A 23683-nucleotide genomic window follows, 5' to 3' on the forward strand; every position below is an offset into this window, starting at 1 on the left:
GGTCTCCCTCCGCATGGTTCCGGCGGCGGGGAAGTCCGTCGGATCCTGCGGGAGGAGGCCTGGCCGTACGGCCACCTGCTCGCCGGTCCTGCTCGTCTGTCTAGAAGCTCGTCGGTCTAGAAGCTCAGACCCGGGATGATCTCCTCGGCCTGGTCGATGTAGTCGGGCTCCGTCTGTTCCTGGTAGGTGGCCCAGGCCTGCGCGTCCCACACCTCCACGCGGGTGCCGACCCCGATCACGACCACCTCGCGGTCCAGGCCGGCGTACTCGCGCAGGTGTGTCGGGATGGAGACCCGGCCCTGCTTGTCCGGTACTTCGTCGCTCGCTCCCGCCAGGAAGTTTCGCGTGTAGTCCCGTGCTGCCTTGCTCGTCACCGGCGCCTGCCGGATCTGCGTGTAGATCTGCTGAAACTCGTCCATCGGGAGAAGGAAGAGGCACCGCTCCTGGCCTTTGGTCATCACCAGACCGCTGGCCAGCCGGCCCCGGAACTTGGCGGGAAGGATCAGGCGTCCCTTCTCGTCGAGCTTCGGGGTGTACGTGCCGAGAAGCAGGCCCAGACCCGCGAAACCTTCCGCCATCGCAGTCATGGGCCGGCACCTCCTCTCGCTCCCGCACACTCCACGCTACTCCACTTTCCACCACCACACTCGGAAAAACCACGGGGAGAACTACCCAGCGGGCATCAATGCGCAGGTCAAAGAGGTAAAGACGAGGTGGAGGGAATTCGTGTCCGGCGTGGCGTGGAATGTCGGAGTAGTCCGCAGCGTGCGCCTACATGCCACGCCCTCCCCCGGCCCGGCAGCACACCGATCCGGTGGGGCGAAAGAAGTTCTCGGATCTGTGAAGACCACGTGATGCACACAACAGGGTGCTTTACATCTCTACTACGCTGGACCAACCGGGCGAGCGTCAGCCGCCCCGGCTTACGATCGACGCGTCCACGCGACAGAACTCGGCCTGGTCACCCGGCCCTGATGGAGGTCTCCCCCTGTGCACACGGAACCCGCCACGCCCGGCCTCGCGGAACCTCGTCTCGGCGGCGGGGCGGCCCCGCAGGCGGCGCCAGGACCAGGCGCACTCGACGAGCTGGTGGAGACCATGGCGCGCGTCCGCGGAGCCGTCGAGTCCGTCGTGACGGGCCGGCCGGGGCTGGCCGACATCACGCTCGCCGTCCTGCTGGCCGAGGGTCACCTGCTCGTCGAGGACGTCCCCGGGGTCGGCAAGACGACGCTGGCCAAGGCGGTCGCCCGCAGCATCGACTGTCACGTGGGCCGTATCCAGTTCACGCCCGACCTCCTGCCGAGCGACCTCACCGGCGTCAACATCTTCCGCACCGGCAGCCACGAGTTCGAGTTCCGGCCAGGTCCGGTGTTCAGCAACATCGTGATCGGCGACGAGATCAACCGCGCCTCCCCCAAGACGCAGTCCGCCCTGCTGGAGTGCATGGAGGAGGGCCAGGCGACCGTCGACGGCACCACCCACCAGCTTCCCCGGCCGTTCCTCGTGGTCGCCACGCAGAACCCGGTGGAGATGGAGGGCACCTACCCGCTGCCCGAGGCGCAGCGGGACCGGTTCATGGCCCGCATCACCGTCGGCTACCCCGACACAGAGGCCGAGATGCTCATGCTCGACCGGCAGGAGGCCAGCACGCCGCTGGCGCACCTGCAGGCCGTCACCGACGGGCACTCGATGGTGCGGTTCGCGCAGCTCGTGCGGTCGCTGTACGCGTCGCCGTCGGTCAAGCGGTACGTGGTGGGGCTGGTCGCCGCCACGCGCGAGCACCCGGGCCTGCGGCTCGGCGCCTCGCCCCGCGCGTCGCTCCAGCTCCTGCGGGCCGCCAAGGCGATGGCGGCCATGGCGGGCCGCGACCACGTGCTGCCCGACGACATCCAGCGGCTCGCGCGCCCCGTGCTGGCCCACCGCCTCATCCTGACCACAGAGGCCCGGCTGAGCGGCGTCACGCCGGAGACGCTCGTGGACGAGATCGTGCAGCGCACGCCGGTGCCGGCCCTCGAGCCCGCCGACCGGCGTCCGTTCTGAGCGACCGGAGCGGCAGGCGCATGAGGTGGCGTGACACGCTCGCACGGATCAGCCGGGTCCGGCTGACCCCTCGTGGCATCGGGGCCGCCTGCGTGGGCGGCGTGCTGATCCCCCTCGGGCTGGTGCTGGCCCTGCCCGACCTCGTCGGGCTCGGCGCGGCCGCCCTAATCGCCGTGGCGGTGGCCTGGGTGGTCATCGGCACCCAGCGGCTCGAGTCCGGGCGCGGCGCCCTGCACGTGACCCGTGCCGTCGCCCCCAACCCCGTGGTACGCGACCGGACGGCGGACGTGAGCCTCCTGGTCGCCGCGCACCAGGCCACGGGCGCGGCCTACGAGCGGCTGTCCCGGCTGCGCCTGTCCGAGCAGGCGGCGCACGAGCTCGCTGGGCACCAGGGGATCCGGGCCCGGGTCTCGGCCCGCGCGGACCGGATCTCCGTGCACTACTCGCTCACCCCGACGCGCCGCGGCCGGTGGTCGCTCGGCCCGCTGCTGACCACCCGGACCGACGTGTTCGGCCTGGTCCGCGCCACCCAGCCCCTCGGCAGCGCGACCCACGTGCCCGTGTGGCCGCGCACGGTAGAGCTCGCCGTGCGCAACCGCTCAGTGGGCGACGTCGACCACTCCGCCACAGGTGCGCGCCTCCAGTCCACCGACGACTCCGTGCTGCGCGAGTACGTCGCGGGCGACGACCCGCGCCGCGTGCACTGGGCGAGCGCTGCCCGGCGGGGCCAGCTCATGGTCCGGGCCGACGAGAGCGCCGGCGTGCGCCCCGTGACCGTCGTGCTCGACCGCTCGCTGCTGCCCCACTGGCAGGAGTCCGGCAGCCCGCGCCGCCCCGCTGCGGTCGACGACGGCGAGTGGGCGGTCGAGCTCGCGGCCTCCATCGCCACCTCGTTCCTCGACGCGGGCCACCCGGCGCGGCTGGTGCCCACGAGCGTCGCCCCGAGCGTCGAGAGCGTGCGGTTCGCGATCACGCGGGCCAGCCGCCCCGCCCTGCTCGACGCCTGCGTGGACATCCGCGGGCACCGCGGCGCCACGGAGGGGCAGCACGCGACGAGCACCACCGCGCGTGCGCTCCGGCTCGCCAGGACCCCTGGTGAGGTCGTCGTGGCGGTGCTGGGCCCGCAGGGGCCCGAGGCGCGCCACGACCTCGCCGCGCTGAGCACCGAGGGCACGTGCTGGGCGCTCCTGGTCGCCCCGCGGGGCGCCGGGTTCCAGCACGAGCTGGACCAGACGGCCGCCGAGCTGCGCGAGTCCGGCTGGCACGTCAGCGTGTCCGAGGCCCGCACCGACCCGGAGCGCGCCTGGTCCCTGCTCGCGGAGCGTGCGCCGTGATCCCCGCCCACCGCGGACCGCTGGTCCGCACCGTCGCGTCGAGCGTCCTCGTCGCCATCGCCGTCATCGCGTCCATGTACGCGCTCACCCAGGTCATCGACCCGGGGCCCTGGCTGGCGACCGGCACGTGGGGCGTCCTCCTGGTGTCGGCCACCTCGTGCGTCGTGCGGTACCTGCTGCTGCGCAGCGCGGTCGACCGCGCGGCCACCCGCCGCGCCGCGGGTCAGGGCGCGAGCGCCGACCGGGCCGCCGACCGTGCGGCGGGCACCGCCTCGTTCGTCGCGACGGCCGCCGGCCTCCTTGTCGCCTTCTGGTTCGTCCTGGCCCAGTACGGCGGGCCCGGCCAGCGGTTCGAGCCGTTCGTGGGGCCGGACTCCCTCGAACAGGTCCTCGAACGGTTCCGCCAGGCCACCGAGACCATGAGCACGCAGGTCGCGCCCGTGGGTCCCGGGGCGGCCATCAGCATGGTCGCCGTGGGCGGCACGCTGCTGGTGCTGCTCGTCGTGGACTCGCTCGCGGGCGCCCGGATGCCCGGCTTCGCCGGTGTACCGCTGCTGCTCCTGTGGACACCGCCGCTCACGCTCGTGGGCGAGGTGCAGTGGCCGGTCTTCGTCATCAGCGTCACGGCGATGCTCCTGCTGCTCACCGTCGACCCCGTGGGCGTGACGCCGGGCCGGCACAGCGAGTCCGACTCCGCGGCGGTCCGCCGCGCCCAGCGGTTCCGGTCCGGGATCACGGCTCTGACGTCCGTCGCCGTGGCCACCGCGTCGCTCGGCGTCGCGACCGGCATGGCCGCGCTGCCCGCGCTGGCCGGGTCCTGGAGCCAGCTCATCTCCACGCCGTCCGACACCGTCGAGCTGTCCTCCGAGCTCGACATGCGCCAGCCCCTGAGCGCGCGCTCCGCCAGCACCGTCCTCACGTACACCATGGCCGACGGCGACCCGAGCGGCCCCCTGCGCGTCATGACCCTCACCGCGTTCGACGGCGTCCAGACCCACCGGGCGGTGCCGGACGGCGGACTGGCGGAGTTCGACGCGACCACGATCCTTGCGCCCCCCGGCGAGGGGGCGGTCGGCGAGGGCCGCCGGATGGACCTGCGGATCGGACAGCTCAACGGTGCCGAGCTGCCGCTGCCGCTCGAGCCCCGCTCCGTCGACGTCTACGGCGACGGCGAGTGGGCCTACGACGCGCTCCGCGACGAGGTGCGCAGCAGCGCGGGCACCCAGACCGGGGCGCCGTACTCCGTCGAGATCATCGACCGCCGGCTCACCCCCGAGCTGCTGCGCGCCGCCCCCACGTCCGGGGACCCGCGGTCGGCCGGCTACACCGAGGTGCCGGAGACCGAGCACCGGGACGAGATCGCCGCCTACGCCCAGGAGGTGGCCGGCGACGCGCCCACCCGGTTCGACGCCGCCGTCGCCCTGCAGAACCACCTGCGGTCGGGCGACGGGTTCGTGTACAACCCGGACGCCGACTACCGGGGCTCGTCCGACACCGTCTGGGACTTCCTGCAGAACAAGGAGGGGTACTGCACGCAGTACGCCCTCTCGATGATGGTCATGGCCCGCAGCCTCGACATCCCCGCCCGGATCGGCGTGGGCTGGCTGCCCGGCCGGCCCGACGGCAACGGCGGCTTCCGGGTCACCGGCCAGGACTCGCACGCCTGGCCCGAGATCTACTTCCCGTCCGTCGGGTGGGTCCGGTTCGAGCCGACGCCGCAGGTCCAGACCGGCCCGCTGCCCTCGTACGCGAACCCGGGCACCGCCAGCGCGCCCACCGCGTCGCCCACGCCGACCCGGGCCCCCGAGGTGCCGACGCAGCAGCCGACCCGGGCCGAGCAGACCGATCCGGCCGAGACCGCCGAGGCGTCGTCCGCCGGCGAGGTGTCCGACCGGACCCTGCCCGGCTGGGCCTGGGTGGTCGCGGTGGTCGTCGCCCTCGCCGTGCTCGGCGGAGCCGCCTGGCTGCTGCTGCGCCGCCGCGCCGAGGCCGAGGTGCTCGACCCCGAACGCGCGTGGACCCGTGTCCTCGCGCTGCTCGCCGAGCAGGACGTGCAGCTCGCCCCGTCCGTGACCCTGCGCCGCGCCCCGGCGGTCATCGCGGACGAGGTGCGCAGCCGCACCGGCACACCCCTGTCCGACGATCTCGCCGAGCGCCTCACCGCCCTGGCCGACGCCGCGGAGGACGAACGGTACGCCCGCGTGTCGACGCCGCCGACGGTCGCCGAGCTGGAGGAGCTCACCACCACGGTGACCGCCGAGCTGACCGCGGTGCTGTCGCGCAAGGCCTGACCGTTCCGTCGGGAGCGCAAGGCGGCTTCGGCGGGCGCGAAGGGCCCGATCGCTGCGGCGCGTACACACGGCGCACTTCGGCAGGTGCGCGGCCTGACCGCCTCGGTGTCGGGGCTGGCGCGAAGACGGGAGCCGGGCCCCTGCTGGGGCCCGGCTCCCGTCATGTCGCTGTGTCAGTCACTCACCTGTGTGTGCCTGTCACGCACGTGTTCCGGTGGTCCGCGGACGGACCACCGGGGATCGGACGGCCGCTAACGGCCGTCCTGGTTGCGCCGGTTCTCCCAGCGCTCCTCGAGACGGGCGAGGAAGCCGCCGGAGCGGCCGCCGCCCTGCCGCTTGCGGGGCTTGCGTGCTCCCCCGTGCGGCGCCTGGACCGTGCCGTCCTCCCCGACGACGCCGACCGGACCATCCTGCTGCTTCTTGCGTGGCCCGAGGAACGCGAAGACCACCCCCGCGAACATCAATACGAAACCGATGACCCCGAGCCAGGTACGCGACGTTGCCGCACCGACGACAAGAAGAAGCAGACCGACGACGACGCCGGCTCCGGACAGAACGTAACGGAGCGCGTTACCACGGCCAGTGGACTGAAGCGTGTTTGCCAGCCGCGGGTCGTCTGACGTCAGAGCACGCTCCATCTGCTCCAGCACCCGCTGCTCGTACTCGGACAGAGGCATCGAGACCCCCGGATCTCGCAAAGGAACAGTGTCCCTTCCAGGATAGGACGACCCGGCCGTCGTTGGTAGTCGACATCCCGGGCATACAGCGACTATAGGGGCAGATCAGTAGTGATGCGTGCCGTTCTTGTGGTGCATGCCCAGGTCGATCGCCGTTTTTCCGAACTTCTCCCGCACCGCGTCGAGCGCCAGCTCCGCCTCCCGCTGTGCTCCGTGGCGCGGATCGACCGCTTCTTCGAGCGTCGGCTGCCGCACCGACCCGTCCCGGCGCTGGAGATTTTCACCCCGCACCCCGACCAGGCGCACCGGGAGGCCGCCCAGGTCGACGGCCGCAACCAGCTCGCGCGCAACGAGGTAGATCTCCCGCGCGGTATCCGTCGGCCCGTCGAGCGTGCGCGACCGGGTGAAGGTCGCGAAGTCGCTGGACCGCACCTTCACCGACACCGTCCGCGCCAGCACTCCCTGGTGCCGCAGCCGGGCCGCCACCCGGTCGGACAGCTCCAGCACCCGCCGGCTGACCGCCGCCGTGTCGTCCTGGTCGGTGTCGAAGGTGGTCTCGGCGCCGATGCTGTGCTCGCGGCGCTCCGGCACCACGGGACGCGGGTCACGCCCCCAGGCGAGGTCGTGCAGGTGTGCGCCGCTGACCCGGCCGACCGCCGCCTGCAGGCTGGGCAGGTCGGTGTGCGCCAGCTCGGCGACGGTGGTGATCCCCCACGCGGCGAGGGCCTTCTCCGTCTTCTCCCCCACGCCCCACAGGGCGCCGACGGGCAGCGTGTGCAGGAAGTCCACGGTGGACGCGGCGGGCACGAGCATCAGCCCGTCCGGCTTGGCATGGGTGGAGGCCAGCTTGGCCACGAACTTGTTCCGCGCGATGCCGACCGACGCCGTCACGCCGTGCTCGGCCTCGATCCGGCGGCGCAGCTCGGCCCCGATCGCGCTGGGCGGGCCCAGCCGGCGCCGGGCGCCGCTCACGTCCAGGAACGCCTCGTCCACGCTGATCTGCTCCACGAGCGGCGTGACCTCATGGAGCAGGCCCATCACCGCACGCGACACGTCGCGGTACAGGTTGTGGTCGGGCCGCACCACGGTGGCCTGCGGGCACAGCAGCCGAGCCCGCGTCATCGGCATGGCGGACCGGACGCCGAAGGCGCGGGCCTCGTAGGTGGCCGCCAGCACCACACCGCGCTCCTGGCCGCCCACGATGACCGGCAGGCCCCGTAGCTCCGGCCGCCGGGCCAGCTCACAGGACGCGAAGAACGCGTCCATGTCCAGGTGCAGCACCGAGCAGCCGGACTCCTCCGAGCCCCAGTCACGTCTTGCCGCCGCTGACCGCGGCCCCTTGCTCACGAACGTGCTCCAGTTCTTGCCGCTCTTGTCACGACGCCTCGGGTACCAGGGTCAGGCGCTGGGTCGAGAACCCCGCCTGCGGGTCGACGAGCATGGCCACCTCGTCCCGGAAGTCCTCGGCGCAGGCCAGCAGCTCGTCCGCCCGCGCGGGCTCGACCTGCTCCGGGCGACCGGCGTCGACGGCCGCCCGCAGGGGCGCGCCGGACGCGAAGTAGCCGGACCAGGCCGCGAGGTCGGGCTCGGCGTGCGCGAGCATGTCCCACACCGTCCGCGCGCCGGAACGCGCCGACGGACGCCCGCGCAGCGCCACGACCGCCGCGGCCGAGCGGATCGCGGCGAGGTGCGCGTGCACGAACCGGTCCCCCGGGTCGGCCGAACGCGCCGCCTCCGCCAGCTCGGCGTCCGCCTTGCGGAGCAGGGCGCTGACGCCCGGCGGGACGACGCGCGGCGCGAGCATGCGTGCCGAGACCACGTCCCGCCCGCCCTGAGACTGCATGGTGCCCATCTCGAACCTCCGATCGAACCCCTTGTGCGACACTATCGAACATACGTTCTATCCTGTCAAGCGCTCCGTCGGCCCGGGAGACACTGTCCTCATGGCCCGCCGTTCCGCCCGACGCCGCCCATCATCCTCCGCACCACTGACACTCCCCGCCGAGCTGCCCGTCGGCCCCGTGCCGATCAGCACGGGCACGGCGGAGGTGGTCCGGGACCCCGACTTCCCCCAGAGGGTGACGCTGCACGTCAACGGCGTGCCGAGCTCGAGCCTCGACCTCGCGGACCCCGGTTTCCTCGACTTCGAGTACATGCAGCAGATGGCCGCCTTCGTGGCCCTCCTGCCGCCCGGGCCGCTGCGCGTGCTGCACCTCGGCGCGGCCGGCAGTGCGTTCGCCCGGCACGTGGAGCACGAGCGGCCCGGCTCACGCCAGCTCGGCGTCGACCTCGACCCCCGCCTCCTCGAGCTCGTCCGCGAGTGGTTCGCGCTGCCGCGCGCACCCCTGCTGCGCCTGCGCGCCGACGACGCGGGGCGGGCCCTCGCCGGGGCGCGGGACGGCTCCTACGACGTGGTGGTCCGGGACGTCTTCGCGGGCGACCGCACGCCGGCGCACCTGGTCGGCACCGGGTTCGCCGCCGAGGCGCACCGCGTGCTCCGCCCCGGCGGGATGCTCCTGGTCAACTGTGCCGACCGGCCGCCGCTGACCACCGCGCGCCGGGAGATGGCGAGCCTCGCCGAGGTCTTCGGCCCCGACGCCGCGGCGCAGGGCCGGCTCGCCGCCGTCGCCGAGCCCGCGATCCTCAAGGGGCGGCGCTACGGCAACCTGGTCCTCGCCGCCGTCCGCGAGGTGCCGGACGACCCACCACAGGACGACCACCGGGACGACATCTCGGAGGGCGCCCACGAGGAGGCTCAGGAGGCCGCCCGGGGCACCGCACAGGCCGCCCAGGGCGCCGCACAGGGCGTCCGGAGCGCCGCACAGGCCGCCGTCCGGACGCGCACCGACGTCGAGCCGCTGGACCTGCGTGACCCCCGCCTGGGGCGCGCCCTGCGGACCCTCGCGGTACCCGCCACCCTCCTCGCGGGCGAGGACGCCGCGTCGTTCGCGGGCACGGCCGCACCCTTGGCGACCGCTCCGCGGCCATAGGCTCCATCGGTGCCCCGCTGACCGATCGGTGCCCCGCTGACCCGCGTCGACCCGCAGGCTGCCTGTGATCAGGCAGCACGAGTCGCCGTCGAACCGCAAGTTGGTCACGAACGACGACGCCGAGCCGAAGGAAACACGTCACCAGGCGCCAGTATCGACACACCGCTTGCGGTTCGGCGCCCTATCCGGCGAGCAACCTGCGGTTCGGCGCCGGGTCAGACCGGCAACCTGCGGTTCGGGCGTCGAGGCACAGGGACAGCAAGGCCCAGGGACGAAGAAGGGCCGCCCTCCCGAAGGAGGGCGGCCCTTCTCACGAGCTACCTCAGAGCGGGACTACAGCTTCCGCCTGCGGGCCCTTGGGACCCTGCGTGATCTCGAACTCGACCCGCTGGGCCTCCTCGAGCGACCGGTACCCGTTGGACTGGATCGCGGAGTAGTGCACGAAGACGTCGGCGCCGCCGCCGTCCTGGGCGATGAACCCGTACCCCTTCTCCGCGTTGAACCACTTCACAGAACCCTGCGCCATGCTGTCCTTCGACCTTCCGTCCGGGATCCGGCGGCGAGCCCGTTGCCCGCCCCCGTGCCGCAATGCTTTCCCCGCTTGCTCACGACACGGCGGACGTGGCCTTGGTACGTCACTGCAACGTGCGCCAGTGTGGCACGGACCACTCAGATGTGCCACGGAACACGCACATTTCTGCCGCAGGTATGACACACCGGGCCGCAGGGGCGCTGATCAGGCCCTCCGCGTCTCCGGCTCAGGCGCTGACCTCGGGCGACAAGCCTGTGCTCCGGGCGCACCACCCCATTCCTCGGGCCCGCACCCTGCGCCGCACCTCCGGCTCAGTCGCCGTTCTTCAGTCGCCGTTCTGCTGGGCGAGGAACCGCTCGAACTCCGCCCCGAGCTCGTCCGCGCTCGGGATCGGGGTCGTCTCGGCGAGCAGGCTCGGGCGGCCGATCGAGCGCGCGAAGGCGTCGTACTGCTCCTCCAGCGCCTTCACCACGGCCGCGATCTCCGCCGACTCCGCCACCTGCTTCTCCACCTCGATCTTGGCGTCGGTGGCGGCCTCCTCGAGGGCGGGGATCGCCAGGTCGAGGCCCGTGGCCCGCTCCGTGTGCTGCAGCGCGACGACCGTGGCCGGCGGGTACTGCGACTGCGCCAGGTAGTGCGGCACGTGGACGGTGAAGCCGAGCGCGTCGTGGCCCGCCTCGCCCAGCCGGTACTCGAAGAGCGCCGACAGGGAGCCAGGGACCTTCACGCTGCCGAACCACGACGTGTAGTCGTCGACGAGGCCCGGCCGCGTCGCGTGCGCCGTCAGCGACAGCGGGCGGGTGTGCGGCAGCCCCATCGGGATGCCCTGGAGGCCCACCACGAGGCTCACGCCGAACCGTTCGACCAGCTCGATCAGCCCGGCCACGACACGCTCCCACTGCAGGTCGGGCTCGGCACCGTGCAGCAGCAGGAAGCCGGTGCCCTCCGCGTCGGTCAGGTGGTCGATCGCGAGGTAGGGCGCCTGGTAGTCGGCCCAGCGGTCGGAGTCGAAGATCATGGTCGCTCGCTTGGAGCGGTAGTCGAGGAGCTGGTCGACGTCGAACGTCACCAGGCGCTCGACGCGGAACTCGTCGACGAGGTGCTCGACGGCCAGCTCGCCCGCGCTGCCCGCGTCCACGAACCCGCGGACGGCGTGCAGCAGGACGGGGCCGTCTGCGCTGCCGGGCACGCTGCGACCCAGCGTGCGCGCGACCGCTGCCTCGTCGACGTCGTAGATGCCCTGGGGGTCAAGCACGTGCGCTCCCTCACTCGTCGGAGTACTTCGGACCACCCCGTACGACAGGGTGTCTGCTCAGGTCCAACGCCTCAGCGGGCGGGTGTCTTCCCATTACGCTCTCAGCGTCACGAGCGCCGTCGGCGGGCGACCACGGGCGCCGACGGCGGAGGTCGACAGCCACCCAGTCACCGGCCCGGCAAGCGCACCACCGAGACGAAGAACTCGTCGATCTGCCGGACCACGTCGATGAACTGGTCGAAGTCCACCGGTTTGGTGACGTACGCGTTCGCGTGCAGCGAGTAGGAGCCCACGACATCCTCCTGGGCGTCCGACGTCGTGAGGACCACCACCGGGATGTGCCGCAGCATGGGGTCGCCCTTCGCGACCGCGAGCACCTCCATACCGTCCATCTTGGGCAGGTTGAGGTCGAGCAGCACCAGGTCCGGCGTCGGCACCTTCGCGTACTGGCCCTGCTTGCGCAGGAACTCGAGCGCGCTCACGCCGTCGCCGACCACCGACACGTTGTTCGGGACGCGGTGGTCCTCGAACGCCTCGCGCGTCATCAGGACGTCGCCAGGGTCGTCCTCCACCAGGAGGATCTCCATCACCTTCTGACCGCTCACGTTGACCACCCGGCCCGTACCTGTCCCCTTGAGTCGGCAGCGGAGAGCCCCGTCGTCGCGGCCCGCCGTCGGCCCTGGTCAGGCCGCCTCATACGAGCGTAGTCGACTGCGCGCGTTCGGTCGAAAGCCGCCCCCCGCCCGGCTGCCCCTGGCGGCGGGCCAGGGTGAACCGGACGATGGTGCCGCCGGTCGCCGACGGCTCGATCCAGATGCGGCCCTTGTGGTACTCGACGATCCGTTTCACCAGCGAGAGGCCGATGCCGGTCCCCGCGTACTGCTCGCGCGAGTGCAGCCGCTGGAAGATGACGAACACCCGCTCGGCGTACTGCGGGTCGATGCCGATCCCGTTGTCCACCACCGAGATCTCCCAGTGCGCCCGCATGCTGCGCACCTCGATCTGCACGACGGGTGCGCGGTCAGGGTCGCGGAACTTCAGCGAGTTGCCGACCAGGTTCACGAAGAGCTGCTGCAGCAGGGCGCGCTCGCCGTGCACGATCGGCATCGGGTCGTGCATGATCTCCGCGCCCGTCTCCCGTATCCGCTCGGACAGCTCGGACAGCGCGGCCGTCAGCACGCTCTCCAGCTCCACGTCCTCGCGCGGCACGCCCGTTCGGCCCACCCGGGAGAAGCTCAGCAGGTCCTGGATGAGCCGCTGCATGCGCTTGGCCCCGTCCACGGCGAACTCGATGTACTGGTCGGCGCGGTCGTCGAGCGACCCGCCGTACCGTTTCTGCAGGAGCTGGGTGAAGCTCGCGACCTTGCGCAGGGGCTCCTGCAGGTCGTGCGACGCCACGTAGGCGAACTGCTCCAGGTCGCGGTTGGACCGCTCCAGCTCGCGGGTCTTCTCGCTGAGCAGACCGTGCGCGTTCTCGACCTCCTGGTGCGAGAGCCGGATCTCCTCCACCTGGTGCACGAGCTCGCGGCGCATGGTCTCCACGTGCATCGCGAGCAGCGCGACCTCGCCCGTGCCGGCGGGCCGGATCTCGCGCCCGAGCACGCCGCTGCTCACCACCCGCACGGCGGCCGTCAGCTCGGTCAGCGGCCGGATCACCCAGGACTCCAGGGCGAGCCACATCATCGCCCCCATGAGCACCACGACCAGCACGAGCGTCGCCACCGCTCCCAGCAGGAGCTGCTCCCAGACCGCCCGGGTGTCCACTATCTCGTCGCGCTGCGCGCTCAGCTCGGCCAGGTAGGTCAGGACGGCGGTGTGCGCACGCTCGTACAGCAGGTCGCCCTCCGCGGACGGCGGGGCCGTCCCGAGCAGCTCCATGCGGCAGGCGATCTGCCCGGCGGGCGCCGCCTCGACCGCGGCCACGACCGGCTCGGCGTACTCGACGAACCACGCCTCGGTCAGCCGCGCCGCCTCCTCGTAGGCCAGCGCCACCTCGCCGTCGGCGGCGAGCTCGCGCCGTTCGACGTCGGCCAGCAGCGTGATGCGGCCGCTCGATCCGACGGCCCGCGTCCAGGGTTCCAGCGCTGCGTCGTCGCACGTCGCGCGGTACGCGCGCAGCGAGGCCTCGGCGTCGGCGAGCGCGAGCGACGCCCGCTCCCCGTCGATCAGCGCCCGGTAGTACGGGCCGTCGGCGCGCGCGTCGAGGCTGCGGGACTGGACGAGGGCAAGCACCGCGACGACCAGCGCGATCAGGAGCATGGCCGCCACGGCGCCGAGCAGCCGGGCGAGCCGGCGACGCATCGAGACGCCGGTGAACCGGTGCTCGTCACGCGCGAGCGTCATGCCCGCGACCATTCGACCGAGTCGGCGAGCGTCGAGCTCCGTTCCGCCGGACCCGTGGCGCCTGCCCCGGCCCAGCCGACGAAGAGCAGCGCCGCGTCGTCGACCAGCGGACCGCCGTGCAGCTCGCGGACCCGGCGCAGCACCCGGGTCACCACCTCGTCGGTGCCCCGGTCCATCTCGCGCTCCACGACGCTGCGCAGGCCGTGCGCGCCGAGCCGCGGCATGCGCCCGTGCGCGCTGGGCGGGAGCACCGGCGTGCCGTCCTCGGGGTCGGCGCCGACGGCCGCCTCGACGAGCCCGTCCGTGTAGAGCACCGCCGTCCACACCTCGGGCAGCGGCACGCGGTGGGCGATCCAGCTTCCCTCGACGGGGATGCCGAGCGCGCGGCCCCGGTGCTTCGACGGCAGCTCCTCGCAGCGGTGAGTGACCAGCACCGCCGCGTCCGCAGCGGCCTGCGGCACCACGAGCAGCGGCGGGAGGTGCCCGGCGAGGTACACGTCCATCCGCCGGCGGTCGGGCGAGATCACCGCCTGGCAGATCGTGACGAACACCTCCGGGCGGCCGCGCTCCGCCAGGAGCACCCGCTCCAGCAGCGGCAGCACGTCGTCGGCCGGGGTGTCGGCCAGCACGAGGGTGCGCCACGCCGTCCGCATCGCGGCGCCCAGCGCCGCCTCGTCGGGGCCGTGCCCCGCGACGTCGCCGATCACCGTGACGAGGGTGCCGTCCGGCCGCTCGACCGTGTCGAAGAAGTCGCCCCCGAGCAGGCCGTTGCCGCCCGGCAGGTAGCCCACCCGCACGGACACACGCTCGTCGGTGACCAGCTCCTTGGGCAGCAGCGCGCGCTCCAGCCGCGTGGTCTCGGCCGCGCGCACCTCGCTGCGGAACAGGGCGATCTGCTGGGCGGCCGACCGCCGCCGTAGCGTGGCGTACCGCAGGCAGCGGGCCAGCCCGTCGCCGTCGACGGAGCCCTTGACCAGGTAGTCGTCGGCCCCGTTGGCGACGGCGGCCGCGCCGAGGTCGTGCGCCGTGTTCCCTGTCAGCACGACGACGGCCGGCTGCACCGGCAGCACGTCGATGCCGTCGATCACGCGCCGCAGGGCGTCCAGCCCTTCGGCGTCGGGCAGGCCCAGGTCGAGCAGCAGGCAGTCCACGGCGACCATCGACAGCACGCCGAGGGCCTCGTCGACGGACCGGGCGCGGTGCAGGTCGGCGCGCAGGTCGGCCTCCACGTCGGCGTCGGCGAGCAGCTCGCTCACGAGGAAGGCGTCGGCGTCGTCGTCCTCGACGAGGAGCACCGAGATGGGGCCGTCGATCCAGGACGGGCGCACACCGGGTTCGGACCCTCTTCCGGGCCCCGCAGTACCTGCCCCGCCCAGTGCCATGGCGGCGATCCTATCCAGCGAGATGACACCGTGTCAGCGGACAGGCCGACGGGTGCGCGATAATGGTCGGCCGGTTGTTGGCACACCGGTTCTTTCTCGCTCGTGGAACACGGAGGTAGGGCGTGACGGGAATCGCGGGCGAGCTCGCCCACGAGCAGGCAGTCGTCGACACGATGTACGTCCGCTTGGACACCCTGCGCGGCACCACCGCGAACCGGCTGCGGGACGTCCGCCTGGCGGGCGCGACGGGCACGCCGCAGAACCGCAGCGAGCGCGACGCCTTCGCCACGCTCTACGAGGACCGCGCGGCCCAGCTCGACGCCGTGGAGGACCGGCTGGTCTTCGGCCGCCTCGACCTCTCGGACGGGTCCGCCGACGGCACCGTCACCCGTTACGTCGGGCGCATCGGCCTGACCGACGCCGAGCACCGCTCGATGCTGACCGACTGGCGCGCCCCGGCCGCAGAGGCGTTCTACCGGGCCACCGCGCTGCACCCCGGCGAGGTGCGGCGCCGGCGCCACCTGGTGACCAAGGGCCGCTCGGTCACGGGTCTGGAGGACGAGGTCCTGGACCTCGACGCAGAGATCGACGCGGACGCGCTGTCGGGCGAGGGCGCACTGCTGGCGGCGATGGCCCAGGGCCGCACCGGCCGGATGACCGACATCGTCGCGACCATCCAGGCCGAGCAGGACCGGATCATCCGCTCGGACCTGACCGGCGCGCTCGTGGTCCAGGGCGGCCCCGGCACCGGCAAGACGGCGGTCGCGCTGCACCGCGCCGCCTATCTCCTGTACGCGCACCGGCGCCTGCTGGAGCGCTCCGGCGTGCTCGTCGTGGGCCCGTCCAGCGCGTTCCTGCGGTACATCGACCAGGTGCTCCCGTCGCTCGGCGAGACCGGCGTCGTCTCGACGACCATCGGCGACCTCATCCCGGGAGTGCGGGCGACCGCCGTCGACGAGGGGCAGGTGGCCCGGCTCAAGGGCCTGCTCCTGTGGCGCAAGATCGTGCGGCGGGCCGTGCGCGCGCGGGAGCGCGTGCCGCAGCAGGAGGTCCCGGTGCGGGTCGAGGGGCACGACTTCGTGATCCGGCCCCGCGACGTCGGCTCGGCCATCGCCCGCGCGCGCCGCACGCACAAGCCGCACAACCTGGCGCGCGCCGGGTTCGTGCGCGACATGCTCGACCGCCTGACGGACCAGTACCGCGACTTCACGGGCGCACCCTTGTCGGCGGAGGACCGCGCGGCGGTGTTCGAGGACCTGCGCTCCGACCGCGACGTGCGCGTGGCGCTCAACCTCGCGTGGCTGCCGATCACGCCGGAGAAGCTGGTCTCCGACCTGTTCACCAAGCCGCACCGGCTGGCGGAGGCCGCGCCGGAGCTGAGCGAGCGCGAGCGGCGCCTGCTGCTCCGCGAGCCGGGCGCGCCGTGGACGGAGTCCGACGTACCGATCCTCGACGAGGCGTACGAGCTGCTCGGCGAGGACGACTCCGTGGCGCGGGCCGAGGCGCGCAGCCGCGAGGCCGAGCGCGCCCGCGAGGTGGAGTACGCGCGCGGCGTCCTGTCCGCGACGGGCGCGGGCGGCGGCCTGGTCGACGCCGAGACGCTCGCCTCCCGGTTCGCCGCGACCGGCCCGTCCCTGACGACGGCGGAGCGCGCAGCGGGCGACCGCACCTGGACCTACGGCCACGTGGTCGTCGACGAGGCGCAGGAGCTCTCCCCGATGGCCTGGCGGGCCCTGGTGCGCCGGGTCCCCACCCGGTCGATGACGATCGTCGGCGACGTCGCCCAGACGTCGTCGGCCGGCGGCGCGCGGAGCTGGGACCGCATGCTCACGCCGCTCCTGCGCGACGGGTGGCGGCTCGCCGAGCTCACCGTCTCCTACCGCACGCCGGCCACCGTCGCCGACACCGCCCAGCGGGTCGCGCGCGCGGCCGGGCTGCCCGTCTCGGACCTGCGGGCGGCGCGCGACGCCGAGGGCTCCCTCGGCGTCGTCGGCGCCCCGGCGGGCCCGGACGGCCTGCCCGAGGACGGCGCGGTGGTCGCCGAGGCGCTCGGCCTCGTCAAGGAGTTCGTGGGGCCCGACGCCGGGCGTGTGGCCGTCGTCGCGCCGTCGGACGGCGTGGGGCGGCTGGCCGACGCCGTGGCCGGGGCGCTGGCCTCCGCCGTCGGCGTGGAGGAGGCCGCCCGCCTGGCGGCCCAGCGCCCGGAGGACGCGCAGGTGACCGTGCTCGCGCCGCGCGAGACCAAGGGTCTGGAGTTCGACGCCGTGGTGCTGGTCGAGCCGGCCGCGATCGCCGAGGGGCCGGGCGGGACGAGCGACCTGTACGTCGCGATGACGCGGCCAACGCAGCGGCTGGTCGTGCTGCACGCCCGGGACCTGCCCGCAGGGTTCTGACGCCCGGCCGGCCGCGGCCCGCCGTCGTCCTTGCCCCGCGTGGCGCCGCCGTCGCGCCTGCCCGCGCCACGCCGCCGTCCCGCGCGCCCCGCCGTCGTCCCAGCAGGCGGGACGGCGCCCCGGTGCGTTTGTTGCTTCCGGTTCGCCTGGCGCACCATGGGTCCGTGCAGCGAGCCCTCCTCCTCGAGAACGTCCACCCCACCTCCGTCCCGATCCTCGAGTCGGCCGGGTACGAGGTCGACTACCGCAAGGGAGCGCTCGACGAGGACGAGCTGATCGCCGCGCTGGACGGCGTCCACCTGCTGGGCATCCGGTCCAAGACCGAGGTGACGTCCCGCGTGCTGCACGCCTCGCCCGACCTGGTCGGCGTGGGCGCCTTCAGCATCGGCACCAACCAGATCAACCTGACGGCCGCCGCGGCGCGTGGCGTGGCCGTGTTCAACGCGCCGTTCTCGAACACGCGCTCGGTGGTCGAGCTGGCCCTGGCGGAGATCATCTCGCTGACGCGCCGCATGACGGAGCGCGACCGGTCCCTGCACGCCGGCGTGTGGGACAAGTCGGCGGAGGGCTCGCACGAGGTGCGCGGCCGCACCCTCGGCATCGTCGGCTACGGCAACATCGGCTCGCAGCTCTCCGTGCTCGCCGAGAACCTCGGCATGTCCGTCGTCTTCTACGACACCGCCGAGAAGCTCGCGCTCGGCAACGCGCGCCGCGCCGACACGCTCGACGAGGTGCTGGAGACCGCCGACATCGTGACGCTGCACGTGGACGGGCGCTCGGGGAACGCCGGCCTGTTCGGGGAGAAGCAGTTCGGCCGCATGAAGCAGGGCGCCATCTTCCTCAACCTGTGCCGCGGCTTCGTGGTCGACGTCGACTCGCTGGCCGAGCACATCCGGTCCGGCCACCTCTCGGGCGCCGCCGTCGACGTCTTCCCGCAGGAGCCCAAGAAGCGCGGCGACGCCTTCGAGTCGGTGCTGCGCGGCCTGCCCAACGTGATCCTCACGCCGCACGTGGGCGGCTCCACCGAGGAGGCACAGGAGGCGATCGGCCGGTTCGTGGCCAAGAAGCTGAGCGACTACGTGACGACCGGCTCGACGATGCTCAGCGTCAACCTGCCCAACCTCCAGCTCGAGCACACGGGTGTGGGGCGTATCGCGCTGCTGCACCGCAACGTGCCGGGCGTGCTGGCAACGGTGAACCAGATCTTCGCCGACCACGGCGCCAACATCGAGGGCCAGATGCTCGCCACGCGCGGCGACATCGGCTACGTGGTCACCGACATCTCGGACGTGACCGAACGGGGCGCGTCCAAGAAGCTCCAGGCCCTGGACAGCACCATCCGGCTGCGGATCCGCGACGCGTTCGACCGGCCGGAGTTCCCGCCGGGACCCGCCGCGCGCTGAGCCGGGACCCGCCGCGCGGCAAGCCGCCGCGGGTCCCGGCCGGATCAGCTCAGGACCGACGCAGGGATCTTGTAGGCCGCGAAGGCGTCGGCCACCCGCGACTCGTCCAGGCCGTAGCGTTCGAGCGAGTACACGTGCGGCGTGTGGCCTCTCCGGTCGACGGCGGCCGCGAGGTTCGCGTCGTCGGCCTCGCCCCAGACCAGGTCGAGGCGCTCGAACAGGCCGCGCATCACCGTCTCGGGGTCCGCGAGCAGGTCGTCGTAGACGACGTCGAGCACGGCGTCGTCGTCGAGCTGCTCGCGCAGCGCCGTAGCACGCTCGACGCCGGAGGCGGAGATCCCGAGCCACTCCCGGCCGATCCGCTCCAGGTCGATGCGGCCCGGCTTGATGTTCATCGTGTGCGTCGCCTCGGCCATGGAGCAGCCGGACGCGACGGCGGCCGCGGGGTCGCGGTGCGTCCAGACGAACCGCGCGCCCGGGAAGGCGCGTAGGATCTCCGGCGTCCGCCACAGGTCCATCGGGTGCTTGAGGACCCAGCGCTCCGGCGCCTCGCCGGCCGCCATGATCTGCAGGGCGTCGCGCAGGAACCGGAAGTCGTCGGTGAGGTCGGCGTCCGCCACGTACTCCAGGTAGCGCGGCGCGGGACCCCACGTCGCGTACATCTCGGTGTGGGCACGCAGCATGAAGTCCTCCTCCTCGCTGTCGGCGACCAGCGGGTGCAGGTGCGCCCACGCGGGGCTGAGCTTCGCCACCGTCGCGAACCGCTTGCGGGCCTGCGCGATGAGCCGCTCGCGCTCGGCCGCCGGACGCGGGAGGCCCAGGTTGGTCATCTCCCACAGCTTGGGGCCGCGGTTGCCGGGGTGCCGGGCGATCAGGTTGTACGTCAGCGTGGTCCCGGTACGCGGCAGCCCGACGACGAAGACCGGCGCGTGCACGGGCTCGTCGCGCACCTCGGGGTGGCTCGCCTGGATGTCGCGCACGATCACGCGGTTGCGCAGCCGCTCGCGGATCTGGTCCTGGGTGCTCATCCAGCCGAAGGCGCTCAGGTCGGGGTTGGCCGCGTGGTCGCCGAGGAGCAGGCGGAGGCCGTCGAGCGCGGCGAGGTCGTCGGCGCCGAGCTGGACGCGCCCACGCTGCGCCTCCCGGAGCAGGCGGTCGAAGACGGCGTCGGGATCCTTACGGGTGCGCAGGCCGGGGGCCAGCAGCACGTTGAGAAGTCGGAGCAGGGGTGTGGCCTGGGCCATACGGCACATCCTGCCGATCCCGCCGGACGGCGACAAGGCACGGGACGCGCCGGCCCGGATCGTGACCTGACCGTTGGCGGATCCGGAGCCCTCGTCCGTTAACATGCCGAGCGGGGCCTACTTGTCACCCGGGCGGGCACAGGTTGCCGACGAGAGGGGAATCGTGACCACACCGCTGTCGTCGGACCCGCTGGTGAAGCTCCGTGACGTGACCGAACGCACCCTGCTCGTGGAGACGACGGCGGCCGCCGACGCGAACGCGGTCTACGAGCGGCTGCGGGACCGGTGGGGCTCGGTCGCACCGGTGGACCTGGAGCCGGGGGTGCCGGCCTGGCTGGTGCTCGGGCACTCGGAGGCCGTCGGCGTGCTGCGCGACGACCGCACCTTCATCAAGGACCCGTCGATCTGGCGCGGGCACTCCGAGAACCTGCTCGGCCCGCAGTCGGCGCTCCACCTCGTGCTCCCGCGCGCGCCCAAGCCCACCCTCGCCGACGCCGACGGCGCCAAGCACGCGCGCCTGCGGCCACCCGTCGACGACGCCCTCGACCAGATCGACGAGGCGCGCGCCGGGGCGATCACCCGCCGGCTGTGCGGGATGCTCATCGACCGGTTCGAGGACCGCGGGCGCGCCGACCTGGTCGCCGAGTACGCCGCCGTCGTCCCGTTCCTCGTGCTGTCGGAGCTCGACGGGCTGGAACCGGGGCAGGCACAGCGGCTGCAGGAGATCACGCGCGCCGTCTTCGAGGCGGGCGCGGACGCGCGCGCCCTGGCCGCCGAGCTGTTCGAGATCGTGAGCGGGCACATCGCCCACAGCAGGGAGCACGGCACCCGGGACATCGCGGGCGTGCTGGCGCGGCACGAGAACTTCCACGACGACCGCGAGCGCGCGCAGACGCTCACCGCCATCACCCTGGCGGCGAACGAGTCCCTGCTCGCCTGGGTGGCCCAGACCCTCGTGCTGATCCTGAGCGACCAGCGGTTCTCCGGGCGCGTCTCCGGCGGCCGGCTGCACATCGACGACGCACTCGACGAGGTGCTGTGGCGCTCCACGACCAACCCCAACCTCATGCCGAGGTTCGCCGTGCGCGACGTCGCGATGGGCGACAAGCTGATCGAGCGCGGGGAGGCCGTCGTGGTCGCGGTGCACGCCGCCAACCACGACCCGCTGGTCCAGTCCACCGACCCGTGGGAGACCGTGGGCAACCGCGCCTACCTGTCCTTCGGCGCGGGGGCGCACCGGTGCCCTGCGCCGCGGCTCGGGCGCGTCATCGCGCGCATCGCCGTGGCGGAGCTGCTGCAGCGCCTGCAGGTGACGCTCGTCGGCGACCCGGACGAGGTCGAGTGGGCCACCAGCCCGTGGATGCGGTTCCCGGCCCGGCTGCCGGTCACGTTCCCCTCCCCACGGGAGGCGCCCCGGCCGGTCGCGTGGCCGCCCGAGGCGGCGCCGTTCACCTAGCCGGGCCGACGGCGGACGGGCGGCTCGCTCACCGACCCGCGGCGGGTCGACGGGACCACAAAGGCCGCCGACCTGGTCGTGCACCAGGTCGGCGGCCTCCTGTGCGTCGGCGTCAGCCGGACTTGCGGCGGAACATCTTCTGAGCCGCGGGAAGTCGCTGAGACCGCTCGCGAGGCGCGTGTCCGAGTCCGTACCACCCACCCTGGTCGGCGGTCAGAACGGCTTGATTCTGCCGTTCCTGGACTGTGTGACCCAGCGTCCCATGAGGTGGCGATGGTGGGCAACCGTGGGCGTCAGTGGGTGCTGCGACCGTGTCACGTTGCGTGTCAGGCTGCCCGGAGGCGGGCAACTGTGTCACGAAGTGTGTCAGCCAGGTGTCCGCGCGGACATATCAAGCCCCCGGGTTTGATGGTCTTGCCTGCGGCGCCCTGTTCCCCTCCTTCGACGGATGTGACGTCGATGTGTCAGGAAGTGATGTCCTCGTCATCTGTGTCGTGAACCGTTCGATGATCGTGGGGTGAGCAGGCCGCCGACCAGTTCGTGGAGTGTGGCAGTCAGCCGGTCGGTATCGCCGCGCCGGACTAGATGGACCACGAGGTCGCTGTGCAGGGCGCCGAGGAGAATGTGGGCGAGGAGTTCGACGTCCAACTCGGGACGAGACTGCGCGATCAGGCTGCTGACATGGCGGTGCCAGTATTGGTAGACGTCACCTGCCTGGCGTTCCTCGTCAGCAGCCTCTTCGTATGCCGCGATCAGCGCGACATTGCGTGTGGCGAGGTCGATGACGGCGTCAAGGAACGCGAGTAGCCGGTCCGTGGCGGGCGCCCCGGGCCCGAGCGGGGGTGGCCCGTCCTCGATCGCCTCGGTGAGCTTGCGCACCCGGTCTTCCATCAGCGCGCGCATCAGGCCGGAGCGGCTGCCGAACCGGTGGAAGACGGTGGCCTTGCCGACGCCTGCGGCCTGGGCGACCTGTTCCAGTGAGACGCGGTCGGGTCCGCTCTCGACGAGCAGTCGTTCGGCCGCGCGCAGGATGGCCACCCGGTTGCGGGCGGCGTCAGCGCGTTCCCGCCTCGGCTCCGGCATGCATCCCTCCCTGGACAACTGAACCGTCGGTCCATACAGTAGCTTCCGGTTAACTGAACTGGTGGTTCACTTAGGAGGTCGGTTGTGACAACCATGCGCGCTGTCGTGATGCACGGGACCGGCGGGCCCGAAGTCCTCGTGCCGGACCGCATTCCTGTGCCGGTTCCTGGGCCGGGGCAGGCGCTGCTGCGGATCGAGGCTGCCGCCGTCAGCGCCGGCGAGACGATGATGCGGTCCGGCGCCATCCCGATGCCGTTCCCGTTCCCGCTGGTGCTCGGCGCCGAGGCAGCCGGCGTGATCGAGGAGGTCGGCGAGGGGGTCGACCCAGCGCTCAAGGACAGCCGCGTCGTGGCCATCACCGGTGGCCGGGGCTCGTACGCCGAGTACGCCGCCGTGGACGCCGGGATGGTGACAGCCGTGCCCGACGGGCTGCCCGCCACCGACGCTGTCGCGATGGCCGCATCAGGCGCGATGGCCTTCGGCCTGACACGGAAGGCTGGCCTGCGTGGCGGAGAGACCGTGTTGGTCGAGGGCGGCTCGGGCAAGATCGGCGGCTACCTCGTGCCGCGCGCCGGCGAGCTTGGCGCTGGACGGGTCATCGCCACGGCCGGCACGGCGGCCGGTCGGGATCGGGTGCGCACCCTCGGCGCGCAGCTGGTCGTCGACCACTCCGACCCGGACTGGCCGGACCGGCTGGCCGAAGAGTTGGCCGGGGCCACCGTCGATGTCGTGTTCGACATGGTCGGTGGCGCAGTCGCCGGACGGCTGCTCGATGTTCTGACGCCGAGCACGGGACGCATGCTGCTGTACGGCACGCTCGGCGGTGAGCCGGCCGTGATCGACTCGACGAAGATCCGCGAACGCGGCCTGCTGGTCGTCGGCTGTGGTGGTCCGGGCTGGGCTGCGGACATCTTCGGCGTCGACTATCCGCAGTTCCTCGCGGCAGCCGGACGCGGCGACGTGGGACGCCCGGTGATCGACGCCGTCCTCCCGCTCGTCGATGCCGCCGAGGCTCACCGCCGCCTGGAGGCGGGGCGGACGTCCGGCCGGATACTTCTCGTTCCGTGAGGTGAACGATCCTGCGAGATCCGCACGTACGCCGCCGCCAAGCGGCACGCGGTGGAATGCATGTTCAACCGGCTCGAACGCTGGCAGGCCGTGGCCACCCGGTTCGACAAGCTCCAGGTCCGCTACGAGGCCACCGTGACCGTCGCGGTGATCGACGACTGGGCCCGGGCGCTCGTGAGGGCCGCCTGAGGG

The 23683-nt window shown here is 72.8% G+C and carries 20 protein-coding genes; 9 read left to right on the plus strand and 11 right to left on the minus strand.

Annotated elements, in window-relative coordinates:
- Positions 1-116 precede the first annotated feature (116 nt).
- On the minus strand, positions 117-587 hold the full coding sequence (mraZ, locus tag AC0QU1_RS15335; protein WP_483570459.1) for a division/cell wall cluster transcriptional repressor MraZ: 471 nt from the start codon (positions 585-587) through the stop codon (positions 117-119).
- A gap of 403 nt (positions 588-990) precedes the next feature.
- Here mraZ and AC0QU1_RS15340 point away from each other — a divergent pair, with 403 nt between their 5' ends.
- The 3 genes from AC0QU1_RS15340 to AC0QU1_RS15350 are packed head-to-tail and all read left to right on the plus strand — an operon-like array spanning position 991 to position 5665.
- A complete protein-coding gene (locus tag AC0QU1_RS15340) occupies positions 991-2040 on the plus strand; it encodes an AAA family ATPase (protein WP_483570461.1) in 1050 nt (349 codons plus the stop codon).
- Between the two features lie 20 nt (positions 2041-2060).
- Positions 2061-3374 carry a DUF58 domain-containing protein gene (locus AC0QU1_RS15345; protein ID WP_483570463.1) on the plus strand — a complete coding sequence of 438 codons (1314 nt, stop codon included), beginning with the start codon at positions 2061-2063 and terminating at the stop codon, positions 3372-3374.
- Positions 3371-5665 carry a transglutaminase TgpA family protein gene (locus AC0QU1_RS15350; protein ID WP_483570465.1) on the plus strand — a complete coding sequence of 765 codons (2295 nt, stop codon included), beginning with the start codon at positions 3371-3373 and terminating at the stop codon, positions 5663-5665. Before AC0QU1_RS15345 ends, AC0QU1_RS15350 begins: the two co-directional genes overlap by 4 nt.
- 251 nt (positions 5666-5916) lie before the next feature.
- Here AC0QU1_RS15350 and AC0QU1_RS15355 read toward each other — a convergent pair whose 3' ends face one another.
- The 3 genes from AC0QU1_RS15355 to AC0QU1_RS15365 form a co-directional block, all read right to left on the minus strand.
- Positions 5917-6342 (minus strand): SCO2097 family morphological protein, encoded by a 426-nt coding sequence (locus tag AC0QU1_RS15355; protein WP_483570466.1) that lies wholly within the window; start codon positions 6340-6342, stop codon positions 5917-5919.
- A gap of 105 nt (positions 6343-6447) precedes the next feature.
- Complete coding sequence (locus AC0QU1_RS15360) at positions 6448-7689, minus strand: DNA polymerase IV (RefSeq protein WP_483570468.1); 1242 nt, start codon at positions 7687-7689, stop codon at positions 6448-6450.
- Between the two features lie 28 nt (positions 7690-7717).
- Positions 7718-8185 (minus strand): SAV_6107 family HEPN domain-containing protein, encoded by a 468-nt coding sequence (locus AC0QU1_RS15365; RefSeq protein ID WP_483616223.1) that lies wholly within the window; start codon positions 8183-8185, stop codon positions 7718-7720.
- 100 nt (positions 8186-8285) lie between these two features.
- On the opposite strand from AC0QU1_RS15365, the gene AC0QU1_RS15370 reads away from it, so the two are divergent.
- Entirely contained in the window at positions 8286-9332 is a 1047-nt protein-coding gene (locus AC0QU1_RS15370) for a spermidine synthase (protein ID WP_483570471.1), read from the plus strand.
- Between the two features lie 322 nt (positions 9333-9654).
- Here AC0QU1_RS15370 and AC0QU1_RS15375 read toward each other — a convergent pair whose 3' ends face one another.
- The 5 genes from AC0QU1_RS15375 to AC0QU1_RS15395 form a co-directional block, all read right to left on the minus strand.
- The gene (locus AC0QU1_RS15375) at positions 9655-9858 is read right to left on the minus strand and encodes a cold-shock protein (protein WP_020016705.1); all 204 of its coding nucleotides are present in this window, start codon (positions 9856-9858) and stop codon (positions 9655-9657) included.
- Between the two features lie 331 nt (positions 9859-10189).
- On the minus strand, positions 10190-11119 hold the full coding sequence (locus AC0QU1_RS15380) for a proteasome assembly chaperone family protein (RefSeq protein WP_483570472.1): 930 nt from the start codon (positions 11117-11119) through the stop codon (positions 10190-10192).
- 167 nt (positions 11120-11286) lie between these two features.
- A complete protein-coding gene (locus tag AC0QU1_RS15385; RefSeq protein WP_483576704.1) occupies positions 11287-11706 on the minus strand; it encodes a response regulator in 420 nt (139 codons plus the stop codon).
- A 106-nt stretch (positions 11707-11812) separates the two neighbouring features.
- Positions 11813-13462, minus strand: coding sequence for a sensor histidine kinase (locus AC0QU1_RS15390; RefSeq protein ID WP_483570473.1), 1650 nt, complete (start codon positions 13460-13462; stop codon positions 11813-11815).
- A complete protein-coding gene (locus AC0QU1_RS15395) occupies positions 13459-14790 on the minus strand; it encodes a PP2C family protein-serine/threonine phosphatase (protein ID WP_483570474.1) in 1332 nt (443 codons plus the stop codon). The genes AC0QU1_RS15390 and AC0QU1_RS15395 overlap by 4 nt, the downstream gene beginning before the upstream one ends.
- A gap of 176 nt (positions 14791-14966) precedes the next feature.
- Here AC0QU1_RS15395 and AC0QU1_RS15400 point away from each other — a divergent pair, with 176 nt between their 5' ends.
- Together AC0QU1_RS15400 and serA are read left to right on the plus strand one after the other, a co-directional pair.
- On the plus strand, positions 14967-17237 hold the full coding sequence (locus tag AC0QU1_RS15400; protein WP_483570476.1) for a HelD family protein: 2271 nt from the start codon (positions 14967-14969) through the stop codon (positions 17235-17237).
- A 164-nt stretch (positions 17238-17401) separates the two neighbouring features.
- Positions 17402-18640: a phosphoglycerate dehydrogenase gene (gene serA, locus AC0QU1_RS15405; protein WP_483570477.1), complete on the plus strand. Its 1239-nt coding sequence runs from the start codon at positions 17402-17404 to the stop codon at positions 18638-18640.
- A gap of 44 nt (positions 18641-18684) precedes the next feature.
- On the opposite strand, the gene AC0QU1_RS15410 is transcribed toward serA, so the two are convergent.
- Complete coding sequence (locus AC0QU1_RS15410) at positions 18685-19884, minus strand: sulfotransferase family protein (RefSeq protein WP_483570479.1); 1200 nt, start codon at positions 19882-19884, stop codon at positions 18685-18687.
- 163 nt (positions 19885-20047) lie between these two features.
- Here AC0QU1_RS15410 and AC0QU1_RS15415 point away from each other — a divergent pair, with 163 nt between their 5' ends.
- A complete protein-coding gene (locus AC0QU1_RS15415; protein WP_483570480.1) occupies positions 20048-21340 on the plus strand; it encodes a cytochrome P450 in 1293 nt (430 codons plus the stop codon).
- Between the two features lie 483 nt (positions 21341-21823).
- On the opposite strand, the gene AC0QU1_RS15420 is transcribed toward AC0QU1_RS15415, so the two are convergent.
- Entirely contained in the window at positions 21824-22423 is a 600-nt protein-coding gene (locus tag AC0QU1_RS15420; protein ID WP_483570482.1) for a TetR/AcrR family transcriptional regulator, read from the minus strand.
- A gap of 93 nt (positions 22424-22516) precedes the next feature.
- Between AC0QU1_RS15420 and AC0QU1_RS15425 the strand changes: the two genes are divergently transcribed.
- Both AC0QU1_RS15425 and AC0QU1_RS15430 read left to right on the plus strand, forming a co-directional pair.
- Positions 22517-23491: a quinone oxidoreductase family protein gene (locus AC0QU1_RS15425; protein WP_483576705.1), complete on the plus strand. Its 975-nt coding sequence runs from the start codon at positions 22517-22519 to the stop codon at positions 23489-23491.
- A gap of 60 nt (positions 23492-23551) precedes the next feature.
- The gene (locus AC0QU1_RS15430; RefSeq protein WP_483570484.1) at positions 23552-23680 is read left to right on the plus strand and encodes a hypothetical protein; all 129 of its coding nucleotides are present in this window, start codon (positions 23552-23554) and stop codon (positions 23678-23680) included.
- Positions 23681-23683: the final 3 nt, after the last annotated feature.

This window comes from Promicromonospora noduliphila, from assembly GCF_056951025.1.

Excerpts from the sequence above, each read along its gene's own strand:
- AC0QU1_RS15385 (WP_483576704.1), bottom strand. The coding sequence starts at position 11,706 with ATGGAGATCCTCCTGGTGGAGGACGACCCTGGCGACGTCCTGATGACG.
- AC0QU1_RS15370 (WP_483570471.1), top strand. The coding sequence starts at position 8,286 with ATGGCCCGCCGTTCCGCCCGACGCCGCCCATCATCCTCCGCACCACTG.
- AC0QU1_RS15345 (WP_483570463.1), top strand. The coding sequence starts at position 2,061 with ATGAGGTGGCGTGACACGCTCGCACGGATCAGCCGGGTCCGGCTGACC.
- mraZ (WP_483570459.1), bottom strand. The coding sequence starts at position 587 with ATGACTGCGATGGCGGAAGGTTTCGCGGGTCTGGGCCTGCTTCTCGGC.
- AC0QU1_RS15375 (WP_020016705.1), bottom strand. The coding sequence starts at position 9,858 with ATGGCGCAGGGTTCTGTGAAGTGGTTCAACGCGGAGAAGGGGTACGGG.
- AC0QU1_RS15420 (WP_483570482.1), bottom strand. The coding sequence starts at position 22,423 with ATGCCGGAGCCGAGGCGGGAACGCGCTGACGCCGCCCGCAACCGGGTG.
- AC0QU1_RS15410 (WP_483570479.1), bottom strand. The coding sequence starts at position 19,884 with ATGGCCCAGGCCACACCCCTGCTCCGACTTCTCAACGTGCTGCTGGCC.
- AC0QU1_RS15390 (WP_483570473.1), bottom strand. The coding sequence starts at position 13,462 with ATGACGCTCGCGCGTGACGAGCACCGGTTCACCGGCGTCTCGATGCGT.
- AC0QU1_RS15425 (WP_483576705.1), top strand. The coding sequence starts at position 22,517 with ATGCGCGCTGTCGTGATGCACGGGACCGGCGGGCCCGAAGTCCTCGTG.
- AC0QU1_RS15430 (WP_483570484.1), top strand. The coding sequence starts at position 23,552 with ATGTTCAACCGGCTCGAACGCTGGCAGGCCGTGGCCACCCGGTTCGAC.
- AC0QU1_RS15365 (WP_483616223.1), bottom strand. The coding sequence starts at position 8,185 with ATGCAGTCTCAGGGCGGGCGGGACGTGGTCTCGGCACGCATGCTCGCG.
- AC0QU1_RS15355 (WP_483570466.1), bottom strand. The coding sequence starts at position 6,342 with ATGCCTCTGTCCGAGTACGAGCAGCGGGTGCTGGAGCAGATGGAGCGT.